General features: G+C 69.1%; 12 protein-coding genes. 2 read left to right on the forward strand and 10 right to left on the reverse strand.

The genetic code is table 11. From position 1 onward, the window contains the following. Nucleotides 1–80 precede the first annotated feature (80 nt). The 6 genes from VL15_RS02745 to VL15_RS02770 all read right to left on the reverse strand — a co-directional run bounded on the left by VL15_RS02745 (nucleotide 81) and on the right by VL15_RS02770 (nucleotide 8,155). Nucleotides 81–1,181, reverse strand: a complete 1,101-nt coding sequence (locus VL15_RS02745; protein ID WP_048242993.1) for a porin — start codon at nucleotides 1,179–1,181, stop codon at nucleotides 81–83. A gap of 150 nt (nucleotides 1,182–1,331) precedes the next feature. Next, nucleotides 1,332–2,966 (reverse strand): HAL/PAL/TAL family ammonia-lyase, encoded by a 1,635-nt coding sequence (locus tag VL15_RS02750; RefSeq protein WP_048242994.1) that lies wholly within the window; start codon nucleotides 2,964–2,966, stop codon nucleotides 1,332–1,334. 17 nt (nucleotides 2,967–2,983) lie between these two features. Further along, nucleotides 2,984–4,306 carry an MFS transporter gene (locus VL15_RS02755; protein ID WP_048242995.1) on the reverse strand — a complete coding sequence of 441 codons (1,323 nt, stop codon included), beginning with the start codon at nucleotides 4,304–4,306 and terminating at the stop codon, nucleotides 2,984–2,986. A 30-nt stretch (nucleotides 4,307–4,336) separates the two neighbouring features. Then, nucleotides 4,337–5,977 carry a urocanate hydratase gene (locus tag VL15_RS02760; RefSeq protein ID WP_048242996.1) on the reverse strand — a complete coding sequence of 547 codons (1,641 nt, stop codon included), beginning with the start codon at nucleotides 5,975–5,977 and terminating at the stop codon, nucleotides 4,337–4,339. Nucleotides 5,978–5,992: 15 nt separating this feature from the next. Further along, a complete protein-coding gene (locus VL15_RS02765; RefSeq protein ID WP_048242997.1) occupies nucleotides 5,993–7,084 on the reverse strand; it encodes a DUF917 domain-containing protein in 1,092 nt (363 codons plus the stop codon). 180 nt (nucleotides 7,085–7,264) lie between these two features. Further along, a complete protein-coding gene (locus VL15_RS02770; protein ID WP_048242998.1) occupies nucleotides 7,265–8,155 on the reverse strand; it encodes a LysR family transcriptional regulator in 891 nt (296 codons plus the stop codon). Between the two features lie 99 nt (nucleotides 8,156–8,254). Here VL15_RS02770 and VL15_RS02775 point away from each other — a divergent pair, with 99 nt between their 5' ends. Next, complete coding sequence (locus VL15_RS02775; protein WP_048242999.1) at nucleotides 8,255–9,640, forward strand: dihydroorotase; 1,386 nt, start codon at nucleotides 8,255–8,257, stop codon at nucleotides 9,638–9,640. Beyond that, the gene (locus VL15_RS02780) at nucleotides 9,637–10,908 is read left to right on the forward strand and encodes a Zn-dependent hydrolase (RefSeq protein ID WP_048243000.1); all 1,272 of its coding nucleotides are present in this window, start codon (nucleotides 9,637–9,639) and stop codon (nucleotides 10,906–10,908) included. The genes VL15_RS02775 and VL15_RS02780 overlap by 4 nt, the downstream gene beginning before the upstream one ends. A gap of 21 nt (nucleotides 10,909–10,929) precedes the next feature. Here the strand turns inward: VL15_RS02780 and VL15_RS02785 are convergent, their stop codons facing one another. The 4 genes from VL15_RS02785 to VL15_RS02800 form a co-directional block, all read right to left on the reverse strand. Next, nucleotides 10,930–11,952 (reverse strand): AraC family transcriptional regulator, encoded by a 1,023-nt coding sequence (locus tag VL15_RS02785; RefSeq protein WP_048243001.1) that lies wholly within the window; start codon nucleotides 11,950–11,952, stop codon nucleotides 10,930–10,932. 94 nt (nucleotides 11,953–12,046) lie between these two features. Further along, entirely contained in the window at nucleotides 12,047–13,243 is a 1,197-nt protein-coding gene (locus VL15_RS02790) for a porin (protein ID WP_053077563.1), read from the reverse strand. Between the two features lie 135 nt (nucleotides 13,244–13,378). Next, nucleotides 13,379–14,563 (reverse strand): MFS transporter, encoded by a 1,185-nt coding sequence (locus tag VL15_RS02795; protein WP_048243003.1) that lies wholly within the window; start codon nucleotides 14,561–14,563, stop codon nucleotides 13,379–13,381. After that, nucleotides 14,560–15,954, reverse strand: a complete 1,395-nt coding sequence (locus VL15_RS02800; protein WP_048243004.1) for a D-arabinono-1,4-lactone oxidase — start codon at nucleotides 15,952–15,954, stop codon at nucleotides 14,560–14,562. The genes VL15_RS02795 and VL15_RS02800 overlap by 4 nt, the downstream gene beginning before the upstream one ends. Nucleotides 15,955–15,971: the final 17 nt, after the last annotated feature.

The raw sequence follows: 15,971 nt of genomic DNA on the forward strand, positions 1-15,971 counted from the left end.
ATCGAATCGAATAAAGGAAGCGAAGACGAACGGAACGGCTGACGGCGGGCGCCACGCCCGACCGTCAGCCGCCAGGAACGTCAGAACACGTGCCGGATACCCGCGCGCCCGACCGCCTGCTTCTGGTTGCTCGACGGATTGAAACCCGCGATCTGCGCCACCGGCGCGTCGCCCGCCGCCTTCTGGAACGCACCCATCACATACACGCTGGTGCGCTTGGACAGCGCATATTCGACGCTCAGGTTGAACTGGTGGTACTTCGGCTCCGCGTTCGTCGCGTGGTCGCGGCCCGTCGTGTACGTGTAGCCCGCGCCGATCGTCACGGCAGGCGTCGGCGTGACGAGCGTCGACAGCTCGTAGTTCTGGAACGTCGCGTCGTGCCCCGCGCTGCCCTGCTGGAAGTTCGTGTTCGTGAAATCGGCCAGCAGCTTGAGCCACTGCACGACCTGGTACGACGCGCCGACGCCGAACACCTTCTGCGCGCGCGCCGCATCGAGGTAGTTGCCATAGATCGCGTTCGTGAAGCCCGGATAGTTCTGATAACCCTGCGTCGACACGCCCGGGTTGTTGATCCGCAGGTAGCCGATGCCGACGCCGATCGGCCCCGCCGCGTAGTTCGCACCGACGCTGAACGTCGCGTTGTCGGAGAACCGGCCCGGCTGCCCGCCGAACGCATAGAGGCCGCCGAACGTGAAGCCCGCGATCGTCGGGCTGCGGTACTTGACCGCGTTCGAGATCGGGAAGCCGTTGTCGGTGTTGTCCATGTCGTTCGGGTGCGCGAAGTAGTAGCCGCCGATGTTGCCGTTCAGCGTGAACGGCTCGACGTAGTCGACGATCGAATCCCACTGACGGCCGAGCGTGAGCGTGCCGAGCTTCGCGTCGTTCAGGCCGACGTAGGCATTGCGCGAGAACGCGAGCCCGCTGCCGAGGCGGCCGGAGTTGATGTCGAAGCCGCTTTCGAGCCGGAAGATCGCGCTCAGGCCCCCGCCGAGATCCTCGGTGCCGCGCACGCCCCAGCGGCTGCCGGCGGTCACGCCCGATGCGAGCTGCACGAGATGCTTGCCTTGCACGTTCGACACGTAGTCGACGCCATCCTCGACGATGCCGTACAGCGTGACGCTGCTTTGCGCGTGGGCAGTAGCGGCCGCGGCGAGCGGCAGCGCGAACAGGAGTTTTTTCATGGTGGTGTTCCGGTGCGGTGTGGGTGAAAGACGGCGAACGGTAGGTCGATCCGGTTGCATGCGGACGTGCGTCCCCCGCACCGCGATCGGACGACGATCGCGGCGGCGGGAAAACGGTGAAACGAAGGGAGTGTGTTGTGCCGCTGTCGCTCAGTCGCGATACGCGCGCAGCAGCGTATCGGCGGCCCGGAAGTCGGGCGTGAGCGGGCGGTCGCGCTCGAGGAACGCGACCTTGGTGCGAAGCGCGCGGTAGAGCGGCTGCGTGGCCGGCGCGAGCGTGAACGACGGCTGCTTGCGCTGGCGCAGGTCGATCGCCTGTGCGGCTTCGATGAGTTCGAGGCCGAGCAGCGTGTAGCTCGCGTCGATCTGCTTCTGCACGCGCTGCACGACGTCGGGCGCGTTCGTCGCGACGTCCTCGATGCCGCCGGCCACCGGCAGGTAGTCGAGCGACACGGGCATCGCGAGCGACTTCACCGTCATCGCGAGCGCGGTCGGCGGCTTCTCCATCGCACCGAACGCATGCACGGTTTCCTCGGTGCCGAGGAAGCGCGAGAGGCCGGTGAGGTGCGGGTCGTTCAGCTTGACGATGCGTTGCGCGGACGCGAGCGCGTTGTGGCCGAGCGCGAGCCCGAGCTGTTCGAACGCGAGCACCCACGGCAGCGGCTCGAAGTTCGCGCTCGGCAGCACCGCGCCGCCGCCGTCGACGTAACCGGCCGCATCCTGCGCGCGGGTCGACTTCGGCGTGACCCCGACCGCGACGCCCGGATTGTCGTCGCTCGAATTGAGCTGGACCTGCAGCAACGCGCGTGCTTCGTCGTAGGTGCGATCCTCTTCGCCGAGCAGGTAGACGCCAGAACGGAAGCTGAGCGGATCCTGCAGCGGCCGGTCCGCGTCCTTGTTCCACAGGCTGCTGCCCGCGAGCAGCGTACGCAGCGCTGCGCCGGCGCGCAGCGTGGCCGGGAACGGCCGCAACGCCAGCGTGTCCTCGCGGAACGGCGACACGTTGCCGTTCAGCCCCTGCAGGCTCAGTGCGAACACGAGCTTCGACACCTGCGCGAGGCGCGCCATGTCGGTGAGCGCCAGCGCCGCCATGCCGGCCGAATACGCGTTGGAACTGAGGATCGCGAGCGCGTCCTTGCCGTACGGATGGATCGTCGCGATGCCGGCCGACTTCAGCGCGTCGGCGGCCGCGAGCTTGCGGCCCTGGTAGTACACATCGCCTTCGCCGAGCATCGCGAGCCCGACGTGACTCAGGATCGTGATGTCGGCTTCGCCGATCGAGCCGTCTGCCGGCATCGCCGGCGTGACGCCGCGATTGAGGAACTGCGCGTACGCGTCGACGATCGCCGGCTGCACGCCGGCGCCGCCGTCGAGCATCGCGTTCAGGCGCGCGGCCATCGCGGCGCGGGCCACGCGCATGCTCATGTCGGGCCCGACGCTGCCCGAATGCGCATGGATCAGCCCGATGTTGAAGCGCGTCGACGCTTCGATGACCTCCTGCGACAACTTGCCGTGCGCGTCGACCATCTCGCGGTCCTTGTTGAGGCCGACGCCGACCGTCAGCCCGTAGATCTGCTGGCCGGCCGCGGCGGCCTTCAGCAGCACGTCGTGCGCGGCGACGACCCGCTGGCGGGCGGCGGGCGCGATCGACACGGCTTCGCCGTCGGCGATGCGCGCGATCGATTCGGGCGTGACGGACCGGCCGTCGAGCGTGACGTCCGCGAAGGCCGGGACGGCGGCGAAAAGCGCGAGCGCGATCGCGCTCCGCATGAGGAAGCGTTGCATGAAGCAGTTCTCCGATTTCAGGCGTGACGTGACGTGGAAGACAGCGCGGCGATCGACGCGAGCGCGATGACGCTCGCGACCATCACATACCAGGCAGGCGCGAACGGGTTGCCGGACCGTTGCGTGAGCCACGCGAGGATCGCGGGCGCGAAGCCGCCGAAGATCGTCGTGGCGATGTTGTAGGACAGGGACATGCCGGTCGCGCGCACGCGGGTCGGGAACAGCTCCGACAACGCGGCCGGCGCGACGCCCGTGAAGATCGCGACCATCACGCAGAACGCGCTCTGCACCGCGATCAGCGCGGCAAGCGTATGCACGTCGGCGAGCCAGCGCAGCAGCGGGTACACCGACACGAGCATCAGCAGCGCGCCGGCCGTGAGCACCTTGCGCCGGCCGAAGCGATCCGACCAGCTGCCCGCGCACACGCAGGTGACGGCCATCAGGCAGTTGCCGACCAGCGACGCGATGAACGCGTCGCGTCCGTCGAAGTGCAGCGCGCGCTGCACGTGTGTCGGCATGTAGATCACCAGCGCATACACGCAGACGGCCCACAGTACCGAGAACCCGGTGCCGACCACGAGCGCGCGCGGATAGTCGCGCACGACCTGCAGCAGCGGCGTCTTGCGTTCGGCCGGGGCGCGCGCGGCGCGTGCCATTTCCGCGCGGAAATGCGGCGTTTCGTCGAGCGTCTTGCGCAGCCACAGGCCGACCGGCGCGATCGCGAGACCGAGGATGAACGGAATCCGCCAGCCCCAGTCGCCGATCTGTTCGCGCGACAGCGTGAGCGTCACGCCGGTGGCGACCAGCGCGCCGAGGATGTTCGACGCGGCCATGCTGGCCTGCAGCCACGACGCGTAGCGACCCTTGCGGTCCGCCGGCGCGTGCTCGATCAGGAACGCCGCCGCGCCGCCCACTTCGCCGCCGGCCGAAAAGCCCTGCAGCAGGCGGCCGCACAGGATCAGCAGCGGCGCGCCGACGCCGATCGCGGTGAACGGCGGCGCGAACGCGATGATGGCGGTGCCGGCCGCCATCACGAGGATGGTCAGCGTGAGCGCGGCCTTGCGGCCCGCACGATCGCCGTACACGCCGATCGCGAGCGCACCGAGCGGCCGCGCGATGAAGCCGATCCCGAACGCCATGAACGCCTCGACCAGCTCGGTGCCCGTGTCGCCGCGATGGAAGAAGTTCTGCGCGATGTACACGGCAAAGAACGCGTAGACGGAAAAGTCGTACCACTCCAGCGCGTTGCCGATCGAGGCCGCGGCGATGGCGCGCCCGGCACGTGTGGCAGGGGGCGACACGGCCGTGGCCGTGTCGAGGGGAACCGCGGTTTGCTTCACTTCGATCTCCTGTCGTCGTGCGGGGCGGCCTTACAGCCGGATATGAGGAATCTGCTTGCGTTCCGCTTCATCGAGCGCTTCTTCGTAGCCGGCGTCCGCATAGCGGATCACCCCGAGCGCGGTGTCGTTGGTCATCGACAGCGTCAGCCGCTCGTTCGCCGCCGCGCTGCCGTCGGCGACCACGGTGATGCCCGCGCTCGTCATGTAGCCGCTGTAACCGCCGCCGCCCGAATGGATCGCGACGAGATCGGCCATCGACGAACAGCTCATCATCGCGTTCAGCAGCGGCCAGTCGGCCACCGCGTCGGAGCCGTCGCGCAGGTTCTCGGTCATGATGTTCGGGTGCGCCATCGCACCGGCGTCGAGGTGGTCGCGCGTGAACGCGACCGGCCCGGCCAGCACGCCGTCGCGCACCATCGCGTTGACCGCGAGCGCGAGCCGCGTGCGCTCGCCGTGGCCGAGCCACGCGATCCGCGCCGGCAAGCCTTCGAACGGCACGCATTCGCGCGCGCGCTGGATCCAGTTCGTGACGATCCGGTTGTCCGGGAAGTGCGCGAGCAGGTAGTCGTCGATGACGCGGATGTCGTTCGGGTCGTTCGACAGCGCGATCCAGCGGAACGGGCCGATCGCGCGGCAGAACAGCGGGCGCAGGAACGCCTCGGTGAACACCGGGATCTCGAACGCGCGCGCCACGCCGCCGTCCTTCGCATGCGTGCGGATCAGGTTGCCGTTGTCGAACACGATCGCGCCGCGATCCTTGAAGCCGAGCATCGCCTCGACATGACGCACGATCGACGCGCGGCTCGCGTCCATCAGCCGCGTGCGGTCGCTGTCGCGCAGCGCGCGCACTTCGTCGAGTGTGTAGCCGGACGGCACGTAGCCGTACACGAGATCGTGCGCGGCCGTCTGGTCGGTGACGATGTCGGGCACGACGCCGCGCGCGAGGATCGCCGGGAACACGTCGGCCGCGTTGCCGAGCAGGCCGACCGAGATCGGCTCGCGCCGCGCCTGCGCGTCGCGGATCAGCGCGAGCGCCTCGTCGAGATCGCGCGCCTGCCGTTCGAGAAAGCCGATCTGCAGCCGCTTGTCGATGCGCGTCTGGTCGATCTCGACGACGAGCGTTGCCGCGTTGGCCATGCGGCCCGCGAGCGGTTGCGCGCCGCCCATCCCGCCGAGGCCGGCGGTCAGGATGAAGCGCCCGCGCAGGTCGTTGTCGAAATGGCGCTCGGCGATCCGCGAGAAGATCTCGTAGGTGCCCTGGATCACGCCCTGCGAGCCGATGTACTGCCAGTCGCCGGCCGTCAGCCCGCCCCAGCAGATCAGGTTGCGCCGTTCCAGTTCATAGAAGTGCTCGGCTTTCGCCCACTGGCCGATCAGGTTGCAGTTCGCCATCACGACGAGCGGCGCGCTCGCATGCGTGCGCAGCAGCGCGACGGGCTTGCCGGACTGGACGACGAGCGTGTGGTCCTCGTCCATCGTCTTCAGCGTGTGTACGATCGCGTCGTGCGACGGCCAGTCGCGCGCCGCGCGGCCGAGCGCCGCGTAGACGATCAATTGTTCGGGGTCCTCGCCGACGGCGAGCACGTTCTCGAGCAGGCGCAGCAGCGCTTCCTGGCGCCAGCCCTTGCAGCGCAGCGTGTTGCCGGACGTGACTTCGAAGGTGCGGGTCATGGTGTCGCCCTCCGGTCAGCGCGCGAGCGCGTAGTTGGCGATCGAGATGCCGAGCGCCGCTTCGACCGGCGGGTAGACCGCCGGATCGAACACCGACGACGACAGCGGAATATGCGCTTTCGCCACCCGCAGCACGTGGATCTCCATCCCTTCCTTCAGCTGCCCGGCGCTGACGGGGCGGCCTTCGCTGTCGAGCGTCGTGATCACGTCGGGGTAGGTCGCGATCCGTTCGCCGTGCGCGTCGTCCACCGCCATGTGTTCGTTCATCACATGAATGACCGCGCGCTGCGCGCCGCTGCCGAGATAGACGAGGCCGACGTCGAACGCCTCGCGCGTGTATTCGAGCGTGTTGCGCTCGACCTTGCCGCTCGCGATGATCTCGCCGTGCGTGGCCGCGCAGATCGCATCGATCACCGCGCTGCCGCCGCGCCGCTCGGCGTCGATGATCGCCTCGCCGAGCGCGAGCGCGCGGCTGATGCCGCCGAGCGCCGCATGCTGGCGCACGTACGATGCGCGGATCGGGTTGCGGCAGCTCGCGATGAAGCCGCCGGCCATGTCGGCCGCCTTGCGCAGCACCGGCGATACTCTCGCGGTCGCGCCGCGCACGACTACTTCCATGTATGCATGCTGTGCGCGGTTGCCGCCGGCTGCCGCCTGGATCATCGGCGCCGTGCTCGACGCGAGGCCGAGCGAGCCCATGTCGCCGGTCGGATGCGCGCGGATGTCGCCCACCGCGTCGACCACCTTGGTGCCGAGCAGTGCGGACGGCAGCCACGCGTTCAGCGTGCTCGACATCCCGTTCTGCCCGATGATGAGCCCCGCGAGCGGCGCGCCGAGCGCGTCCTGCACGAGCTGCGCGGCCTTCACGTAGTCGGCGCCGAGCATTTGCCAGTCGGTGAGGCCGCCCGGCGCGCCGATCGCGGCGGCCGTGGCGATCCACGCGTCGTCCGGCAATTCGTCGATGGCCACCAGTTCGGGGCGGCCGATCGTGACCGCGAGCGTGCCGAGTTCACGGCCGTGGTCGGCCCAGCCGCCGCCGCCGCATGCGAAAACCGAGCCGCCCTTGACGGCGGCTTCGACGTCCTTCGAAGACAGAATGCGTCCCATGTGTCGTTTGTCCTGAGAGGGGAAAAAGACCGTACGCGCCAGGCGGAAAGCCTTGTGTGGCGGTACTGTCCAAACGATTCTAGGGACGCCGAATATTGAGCGTTATTGCTATTTTATGGAGACTTCATAACGCGATGTTAAGGCTAGGGTAATCCCGTGATGGCGTGTTGACGCCGTAATTCATGCGTCCGCGGAAAGCGCGTGCAGCGTGTCGATGAACTCGTGCGCGAGGCGCGACAGCGGTGCGAGCACGGGGTGCAGCACGCTGACCGGCGCGGCGATGGTCGGCACGATCGGCTTCACGACGATCTGCGGCCACACCGGCCCCGCGACCGTCAGTTCGTCGATCAGCGCGATGCCGGTGCCGGCCTGCGCGAGCGCGCACGCGACGTGCGCCTGCTGCACTTCGATCTTGACCTGCGGTATCAGTCCCTCGTCGCTGAACAGCCGCCGCACCAGTTGCCCGAGCGGAATGTCGCTGCCATAGCCGATCAGCGGCTGGTTCGCGAGATCGCGCACGGCCAGCGTCTTGCGCCGCGCGAACGGGTGCGACGCGGGCACGGCCGCGACCATCCGGTTTTCATACAGGAGCTGGCTCTCGACGTTCGGGTGGGTGTCCTCCAGGAACGCGATGCCGAGCTCGACCTGCTGCGTGAGTACGGCCTGCAGCAACACGCTCGGGATCATCGTGTGCAGGATGATGCGCACGTCGGGAAAGCGCTGGTAGAACGCCGCGATCGCGCGCGGCAGCAGCGATTGCCCGAGATTGGGGCTGCATGCGATGCGCAGGTGGCCCATCCGGTTCTCGATCAGGTCTTCCGCGATTTCGTTGACGCGCTGCACGCCCTGGTACACCGCGTTGACTTCGACGAATAGCCGCTGCGCTTCCGGCGTCGGATAGAGCCGCCCCTTGATGCGCTCGAACAGCGCGAGACCGAGCCGCTGCTCCGCATACGAAATGAGCCGGGACACCGCCGGCTGCGACACGTGCAGCAGCTTCGCGGCGCCGCTGATCGAGCCGGTCAGCATGATGGCGCGAAACACTTCGATCTGGCGCAGGTTCAGACGCACAGCCTTAACTCCATGTTATGTGGGGGCGATAAATCGGCATGAGACATTCTGGCAGAGCGCTGCCTAAACTGCTCGTGATCAAAAAAGCAGGAGGCAGAGATGAGCGAATTCGAGCAGGTGGTGCGTGGCCGGTTGGTCGACGCACGCGAGGTGGTCGACGACGGCTGGCTCGCGATCCGGGGCGGGCAAATCGCCGCGCGCGGCGCGGGCGTGCCGCCGGCGGCGCGCGACACGATCGATGCGCGCGGGCAGTGGGTGCTGCCGGGCGTCGTCGACGGGCAGGTGCATGCGGCCAGCCAGGCGAACCAGGAAGGGCTGGGCCATGCGTCGCGCGCGGCGGCCGCGGGCGGCGTGACGGTGATGGTCGACATGCCGTACGACGATCCGGAACCGGTCGCGTCGCGCGCGCAGCTCGACCGCAAGATCGCGGAGGCCGAGCGCGATTGCCACGTCGACGTCGCGCTGTACGGCACGCTCAACGCGAAGCACGGCCTCGAAGCGGCGGCCGGGCTGATCGACGGCGGCGTCTGTGCGTTCAAGTTTTCGACGTTCGAGGCGACGCCCGGCCGGTTCCCTCGGGTCGAGGAGGACGTGCTGTACGACGCGTTCCGGCTGATCGCGCCGTCGGGCCTCGCGTGCGGCGTGCACAACCAGATGCAGGACCTGACGCGCAAGAACATCTCGCGGATGATCGAGGCCGGCGACACGGGCTGGGACGCGTTCCTGCGCGCGCATCCGCCGCTGATCGAGAACCTGGCGACCGCGCTGATCTACGAGATCGGCGCGGAGACGGGCGCCCGTGCGCACGCGGTGCACGTGTCGACGTCGCGCGGCTTCGAGCTGTGCAACATGTTCCGGCGCGCCGGCCATCGCGCGAGCATCGAGACCTGCGTGCAGTACCTGATGCTCGATCACGAAACGCATACGAAACGCTTTGGCGCGAAGACGAAGCACTACCCGCCGATTCGCCCGCGCGCCGAGCAGGAACTGCTGTGGACGCATATCTCGCGCGGCGAGTGCACGTTCGTGTCGTCGGATCACGTGAGCTGGGGGCTCGAACGCAAGGGCAACGCCAACGTGTTCCGTAACGCGTCGGGCGGCCCGGGCCTCGAAACGCTGCTGCCGGCATTCTGGACTGGCTGCGAGCAGCACGGCATCGCGCCGACGCGGGTCGCCGAGTTGCTGGCGACGAACCCCGCGCGGCACTTCCTGCTCGACGATCGCAAGGGGTCGCTCGACGTCGGCGCCGATGCGGATTTCGTGATCCTCACGCCCGAGCGTTATGCGTTCGATCCGTCGCACAGCCTGTCGGCCGTGCAGTGGAGCGCGTTCGAGGGCATGGAATTCTCGGTGCGCATCGCCGCCACCTACTGTCGCGGCGCGCTCGTGTACGACGGCGCACGCATCGTCAATCCGGCAGGCTCGGGCCGCTTCCTGAAGCCGCACGGCAGCCGGTCGATCGCCACGCAATTGGAGCACGCATGAATCCGACGGTCTTTCCGCCCCTGAACGCCGAGCGCCTGAACGCGCGCGTCGAGCAACTCGCGCGCTTCACGCGGCCCGACGTCCCTTGGACGCGTCGCGCGTTCTCGCCGCTGTTTACGGAAGCGCGCGCCTGGCTCGCCGCGCAATTCGCCGCAGCCGGACTCGCGGTATCGATGGACGCGGGCGGCAACCTGATCGGTCGTCGCGAAGGCAGCGGCCGCCGCACGAAGCCGCTCGTCACGGGGTCGCATTGCGACACGGTCGTCGGCGGCGGCCGCTTCGACGGCATCATCGGCGTGCTGGCCGGCATCGAGGTCGCGCATACGCTGAACGAGCAGGGGATCGTGCTCGACCACCCGTTCGAGGTGATCGACTTCCTGTCCGAGGAACCGAGCGACTACGGCATCTCGTGCGTCGGCAGCCGCGCCCTGTCGGGCGTGCTCGATGCCGGCATGCTGCGCGCGACCAACGCCGAAGGCGAAACGCTCGCCGAAGCGTTGCGGCGCATCGGCGGCAACCCGGACGCGCTGCGCGAACCGCTGCGCGCGCCGGGCAGCACAGCCGCGTTCGTCGAGCTGCATATCGAGCAGGGGCCCGTGCTGGAAACGCGCGGCTTGCCGATCGGCGTCGTGACCAACATCGTCGGCATCCGGCGCGTGCTGATCACGGTGACCGGGCAGCCCGACCATGCGGGCACCACGCCGATGGATATCCGCCGCGACGCGCTCGTCGGCGCCGCGCACCTGATCGAGGCCGCGCATGCGCGCGCATCGGCGCTGTCGGGCAATCCGCACTACGTCGTGGCGACGATCGGGCGGATCGCGATGACGCCGAACGTGCCGAACGCGGTACCGGGGCAGGTCGAGCTGATGCTGGAAGTGCGCAGCGACAGCGATGCGGTGCTCGACGCGTTCCCCGAGGCGCTGCTGGCCGGTGCGGCCGCACGGCTCGACGTGCTGCGGTTGAGCGCGCACGCGGAACACGTGAGCCGCGCGCGGCCGACCGACTGCCAGCCGCTCGTGATGGATGCGGTCGAGCAGGCGGCCACGCAGCTCGGTTATCCGAGCATGCGTCTGCCGAGCGGCGCGGGGCACGATGCCGTGTACGTCGCGCCGACGGGGCCGATCGGGATGATCTTCATTCCGTGCCTGGGCGGCCGCAGCCATTGCCCGGAGGAGTGGATCGAGCCGCAGCAGCTGCTCGACGGCACGCGCGTGCTGTACCAGACGCTCGTCGCGCTCGACCGTTCGCTGGCGGGCGCGGCGTAACGGCCGCCGCGCGCGGCGCCGTTACAACGGCGGGCGCTGCCCTTCGCGCGGCCCGTGTCCGGTCCAGCGCTTGAACGCGCGCCGGAAGTTGTGCGCGTCGCTGAACCCGACCTCGTGCGCGACGTCCTCGATTGACAGTCGCGGGTTGCTCAGCAGCGTGAACGCGCGCTTGCGGCGGATCGTGTCGATCACCGTCTGGTACGACACGCCCTGGTCGGCCAGCCGCCGCCGCAGCGTGCGCTCGCTCATGCACAGCTGCGCGGCGATCGCGGCGAGCGACGGCGTATGGCGCAGGTCGCGCCGCATGATCCGTTCGATCGATTCGAGAAACTCGGTGCCCTCGGGTTCGGGCGGCAGCGCGTCCTGCAGGAATTCGAGCACCTGGCGATGCGCGAGCGGATCGTGCGTCGCGATCGCGCGATGGCCGAGCGACGCGTCGCACGTCAGCAGGTTCTGCTCCTGTTCGAAGCGCACCGGGCACGGGAAAACGCGCGCGTACTGGTCCGCGTAAGCCGGCGGCGGGTAGCTGAGATCGATGACTTTCGGCTGGAACGCGGGCCCGGCGAGCGAGCGCCCGATCTTCATGAAGCTGCCGAACGCTTCCTCGACGAGGAACGCCTCGATGTCCGGTTCGAGGAAGACGTTGGTCGCGCGGATCGACAGCGAGCGCGCGTCCGACACCAGGTCGAAGCGCATCAGTGGCCCCGTGTGGCGCTGCAGTTCGAGGCCGACCGTGATCGCGTCCTTCAGCGTGGGACTCGTCAGCATCGCGTAACCGACCAGCCCGATCGACGCGATCGTCTCGCTCGTCCCGAGTTCGAGGCCGAGCGCCCGCCCCGGCGCCATCTCGAGCGCGCGCCGGATCATCGTGCTCGCCTGACGCAACGAAATCCGGCACGACGGATTCGACAGGTCGGCGACGTCGAAGCCGAGCCCGAGGCACAGCCGCACGGGATCGATGCCCAGTTCCTTGCTTGTCTCCGCGAGGCACCGCAGTAAATGGACCGGCAGATTCGCCGTCGTATAACGGGCGGTATCGTCCATGGATGCTCCGTGTTTTTTTCCACGGATTGTACTCGTCCCGCCCGGCCGGGGTGCCGCCCCGGCCGTTATCGGCCACATGCCATACGACCCCGCTTCAGAAGTAGTGGCGCAGCCCGACCGTCGCGCCGAGCTGCGTGGTGCTGGTGCTCGGCGATTGCCCGTTCACGCCGACGAGCTGCGCGCCGATCAGCCCGCCGCGGTAGATCGCGTAGTCGACTTCCGCATAGAGCATGCTGCGCTTCGACAGGTTGTAGCCGGCGATCACCTGGAACTGGCGCGCGTGGCCGTCGAAGTCCGACGTATAGCCGGACTGCGTGGTCCACCACGCGTTGACGGCCGCGGTGAACGCCGGCGTGAAGCGGTACGTCAGCCCCGCGAGCGCCATCTTGCGGCGACGGAACCCGCCGGGCACCGTCGGGTCGACCACCTGCGCGGGCGAGATGATGCCGAGCCCCGCGAGGTCGGTCGGGCTGAACGGGCCGTTCTCGAACGACGTGAAGTCGTTGTCGCGCGCGTTCTCGATATAACCGGCGTTGACGGTCGCGTTGCCAAGCGTCACCGAGCCGCCGCCGCCGTAGACGTCGAACTTGCCGTGCGTGACGTCGTCCCAGCTGCGCATGAACGATGCGCCGACCGTGAAAGGCCCCTTGTCCGGCGCGTATGCGACGGCCCCGCCGAGCTGGCTGCCGAGCACGCCGCCGCCCGCATGGCCGCCCGGCGCGTACTGAGCAAGCAGGTACAGGCTGCCGAGCTGCGCGCCGTACTGGATCATGTTGCTGGTGCGCGCGGCTGCGAGCATCGTCTGCTCGGGTTTGAACAGGTTGAAGTACGGATCCTGCGGGCCGGCCCACAGGTTCGAGCCGTAGGTCAGCGACACCATCTCGAACGGCACGTTGTATTGACGGCCGAGCGAAAGCTGGCCGAGAGATGTCGAGGTCAGCCCCACGTACGCGACCTGGAAGAAGTTCGGGGAGCCGGCCGGCACGATGCTGCCGCTGTTCGGGCCGAAGTGGCTCTCGATGTTGAACTGCGCGGACAGCCCGCCGCCGAGGTCTTCGTTGCCTTTGAGGCCCCAGTAGCTTTCGGTCAGGCCGCCGCCGTCGGCCATCGAGATCTTGCGGCCGGTCGATACCGGTGTGCCGTCGGCGCCGTAGGACACGCCATGCGTTTCGTAGCGGATGCCCGCGTCGATCACGCCGTAGAGCGTCACGTTACTTTGCGCGTGCGCGCCGGTACCGGCCAGGACCATCATCGCGCAGCACGCCACGCGAACGCTATCGGGACGATTCATTCGGGACTCCGGATGGAACAGGGGGCAGGCGACATCGCACCGCCGGAAACGACTGTAGGAAGCCAAATTCTTACGGGCCAAGGCCGCGGCGGCCAATCTCGTGGTGCGTCGCGGCCAGCGCATGACGCAGTGCGGTCAGGGCGACGCGCGGGCCACGGTGCCGGGCGCCGCGCGGCGCAGCGCGAGCCGCACGAACGGCGCCGCGGCCAGCACGGCCACGCACAGCACATGCGCGACGTGGGTGCCGCCGAAGCGGTCGAGCAGCGCGCCGGACAGCGCGGTGCCGATGCCGGCCGCGAAGAACGTGACGACGAGCGTGCGCGCGACCAGCGAGCCGTCCGGGTCGACGTCGGACAGCATCCCGGTGAGGAACGGTACGATCACGAAGAACGCGCTGTTCAGCACGAACTGGCTCAGGAAGTACGCATGGCCGCCGCGCGCGCCGAAGAACCATTCGATCGACGCGATCATCGCCAGCTGCGCGGCCCAGATCAGCGCGAGGCGGTGCTTGTGGCTGGCCGGATGCGACGGAATCGCCGCGCCGACGAAGCCGAGCAGCGACGACACCGACAGCAGCACGCCGATCGTCGTCGGCGATAGCCCGGCACGCTCGCCGACGAAGCCGGCGATCGCCCACTGCGACGCCTGCACGCCGTAGACGAGCGCGGTCACGACCCAGATCGCAATGACCGGCCGCCACGGCAGCGCATGGCCGCGCGAGTGGGCCTGCGACTGCGCGCTCGCGAACGCATCGATGCCGCGGATCGCGGGCGCCAGCACGGCAACGACGGCCGCCAGCAGCGCGAACACCCAGCGCCCGAGCCACGCGGCCGGCAGCGCGGAGATCAGCACGAGGATGCCGCCGTTGATGCCGCCCGCGAGCAGGTTGATTTGCCCCCACAGGCGGTCGGTCGATGCGCGCTGCGACACGCCGGACGCGACGACCACGAACAGGATCCCTTCGAACAGCCCCGTCATCCCGCGTGCGGCCGCCGCCGATACGAGGCCGGGCGCGACCGCGCTGAGCGCCTGGCCCGCGATCGTGCCGGCCACGCCGGCCAGCGTGAACGGCCGTGCGGCGCGCGCGATCCGGTGCGACAGCAGCGCGCAGCTGATCGCGATGCCGAGGATCTCGGCGCTGACGAGTGCGGTCGCCGTGCCTTCGTCGAGCCGGAAACGCGTCATCACGGCCGCGACGAGGAACGGCGACAGGATCAGGCCGTTGGTGGCCGCCGCGAACGCGAGCGCGAGGCGGACGACGGCGCCGGTCGACGGATCGGGACGCGACTGCGCTGTCACGCGCAGGGTGGCTGTGGTCATGAGGCCTCCTGGTTGGATCGCGGCCGATCTTGCTCGACGCGGGCCGTTTCGGGCATCGGGTGTGTCCCTCGGCGGGCCGGCGCAGCGGCGGCGGTTGCACGCTGCCGCAGGCCGAACAGCGTGCGCAGGTACGGCGTCAGGAAGCGGCCGTGCGGGTCCATCCGTTCGCGCAGCGCGAGGAAATCGTCCCAGTGCGGGTAGCACGCCGCGAGCTCGGCGGCTTTCAGCGCATGTACCTTGCCCCAGTGCGGCCGGCCGCCGTGATTGCGGCAGATCGCCTGTACGCCCGAGAAGTACGCGTCGAACGGCATCCCGCGATACTGGTGTACCGAGATGCGCACGCTGTCGCGCCCGTAGTCGGGGCTCAGCCAGATGTCGTCGCCGCGCACCCAGCGGTATTCGATCGGGAACATCAGCGGGAAGCTGCGGCGCGCGATGAACGCGCGGATTTCCCGCAGCGCGTCGGCACCGCGCTCGGCCGGCACCGACCATTCCATTTCGTTGAAGCGCACGCGGCGCACCGTCGACAGCATCGCGTAACTCGCGTCCACGTGCCGGCCGGCCGACACGGTCGACGCGCACAGCCGGCTCAGCGCCGGGCACAGCGACGGCACGCGCTTGCCGAGTCCGCACAGCGCGCCGAACACCGTGTTCTCGAGGAACGACTCGGACGCGCGGCTTGCCCAGTGCACGGCGTCGGCCGGCTCGTCGGTCATGTCCCATGCCTTGGTCAGCACGGTGTCCGTATGCGGGAACCAGTAGAACTCGAACGAGCGGTGCTTTGCGATCAGCGCGTCCGTTTGCGCGAGGCAGTCGTCGAGCCGCATGCCGCCGCGCTCGAGGCGTAGCCGGAACGCGGGCACGAGGCGCAGGCCGATCTCGGTCAGCACGCCGAGCGCGCCGAGCCCGATCCGGCCGCCCGCGAACAGCTCGGGATGCGTGTCGGCCGTCGCGCGGATCTCGCTGCCGTCCGCGCACATGAACGTCAGGCTGTCGATCTGCGTCGACAGGTTGCCGAGCGTGATGCCGGTGCCGTGCGTGCCGGTGCTGGTCGCGCCGGCGATCGACTGCACGTTGATGTCGCCGAGGTTCTCCATCGCGAGGCCGTGCGCGGCGAGTGCGGGCCCCAGCGCCCACAGCCGCGTGCCGGCATGCACGCGCGCGACGCGCCGGTCGCGGTCGACGTCGATCACGCCCTGCATCGCGTCGAGCGACAGGATCACGTCGTCGGTCTGCACGAGCGGCGAGAACGAATGACCGGCGCCGGCCGCGCGCACGGTGGCGCCGGCAGCCGCCGCGTCGCGCAGCACGGCCGCGAGCCCGGCGCGCGACGCAGGTGTCGATACGGTTGCATCAGGACTGCAGACATATCCCGACCAGTTGCGCCACATGGCGTTGTCTCCGTGGT

The organism is Burkholderia cepacia, assembly GCF_001039005.1.
GTDB lineage: Bacteria > Pseudomonadota > Gammaproteobacteria > Burkholderiales > Burkholderiaceae > Burkholderia > Burkholderia theae.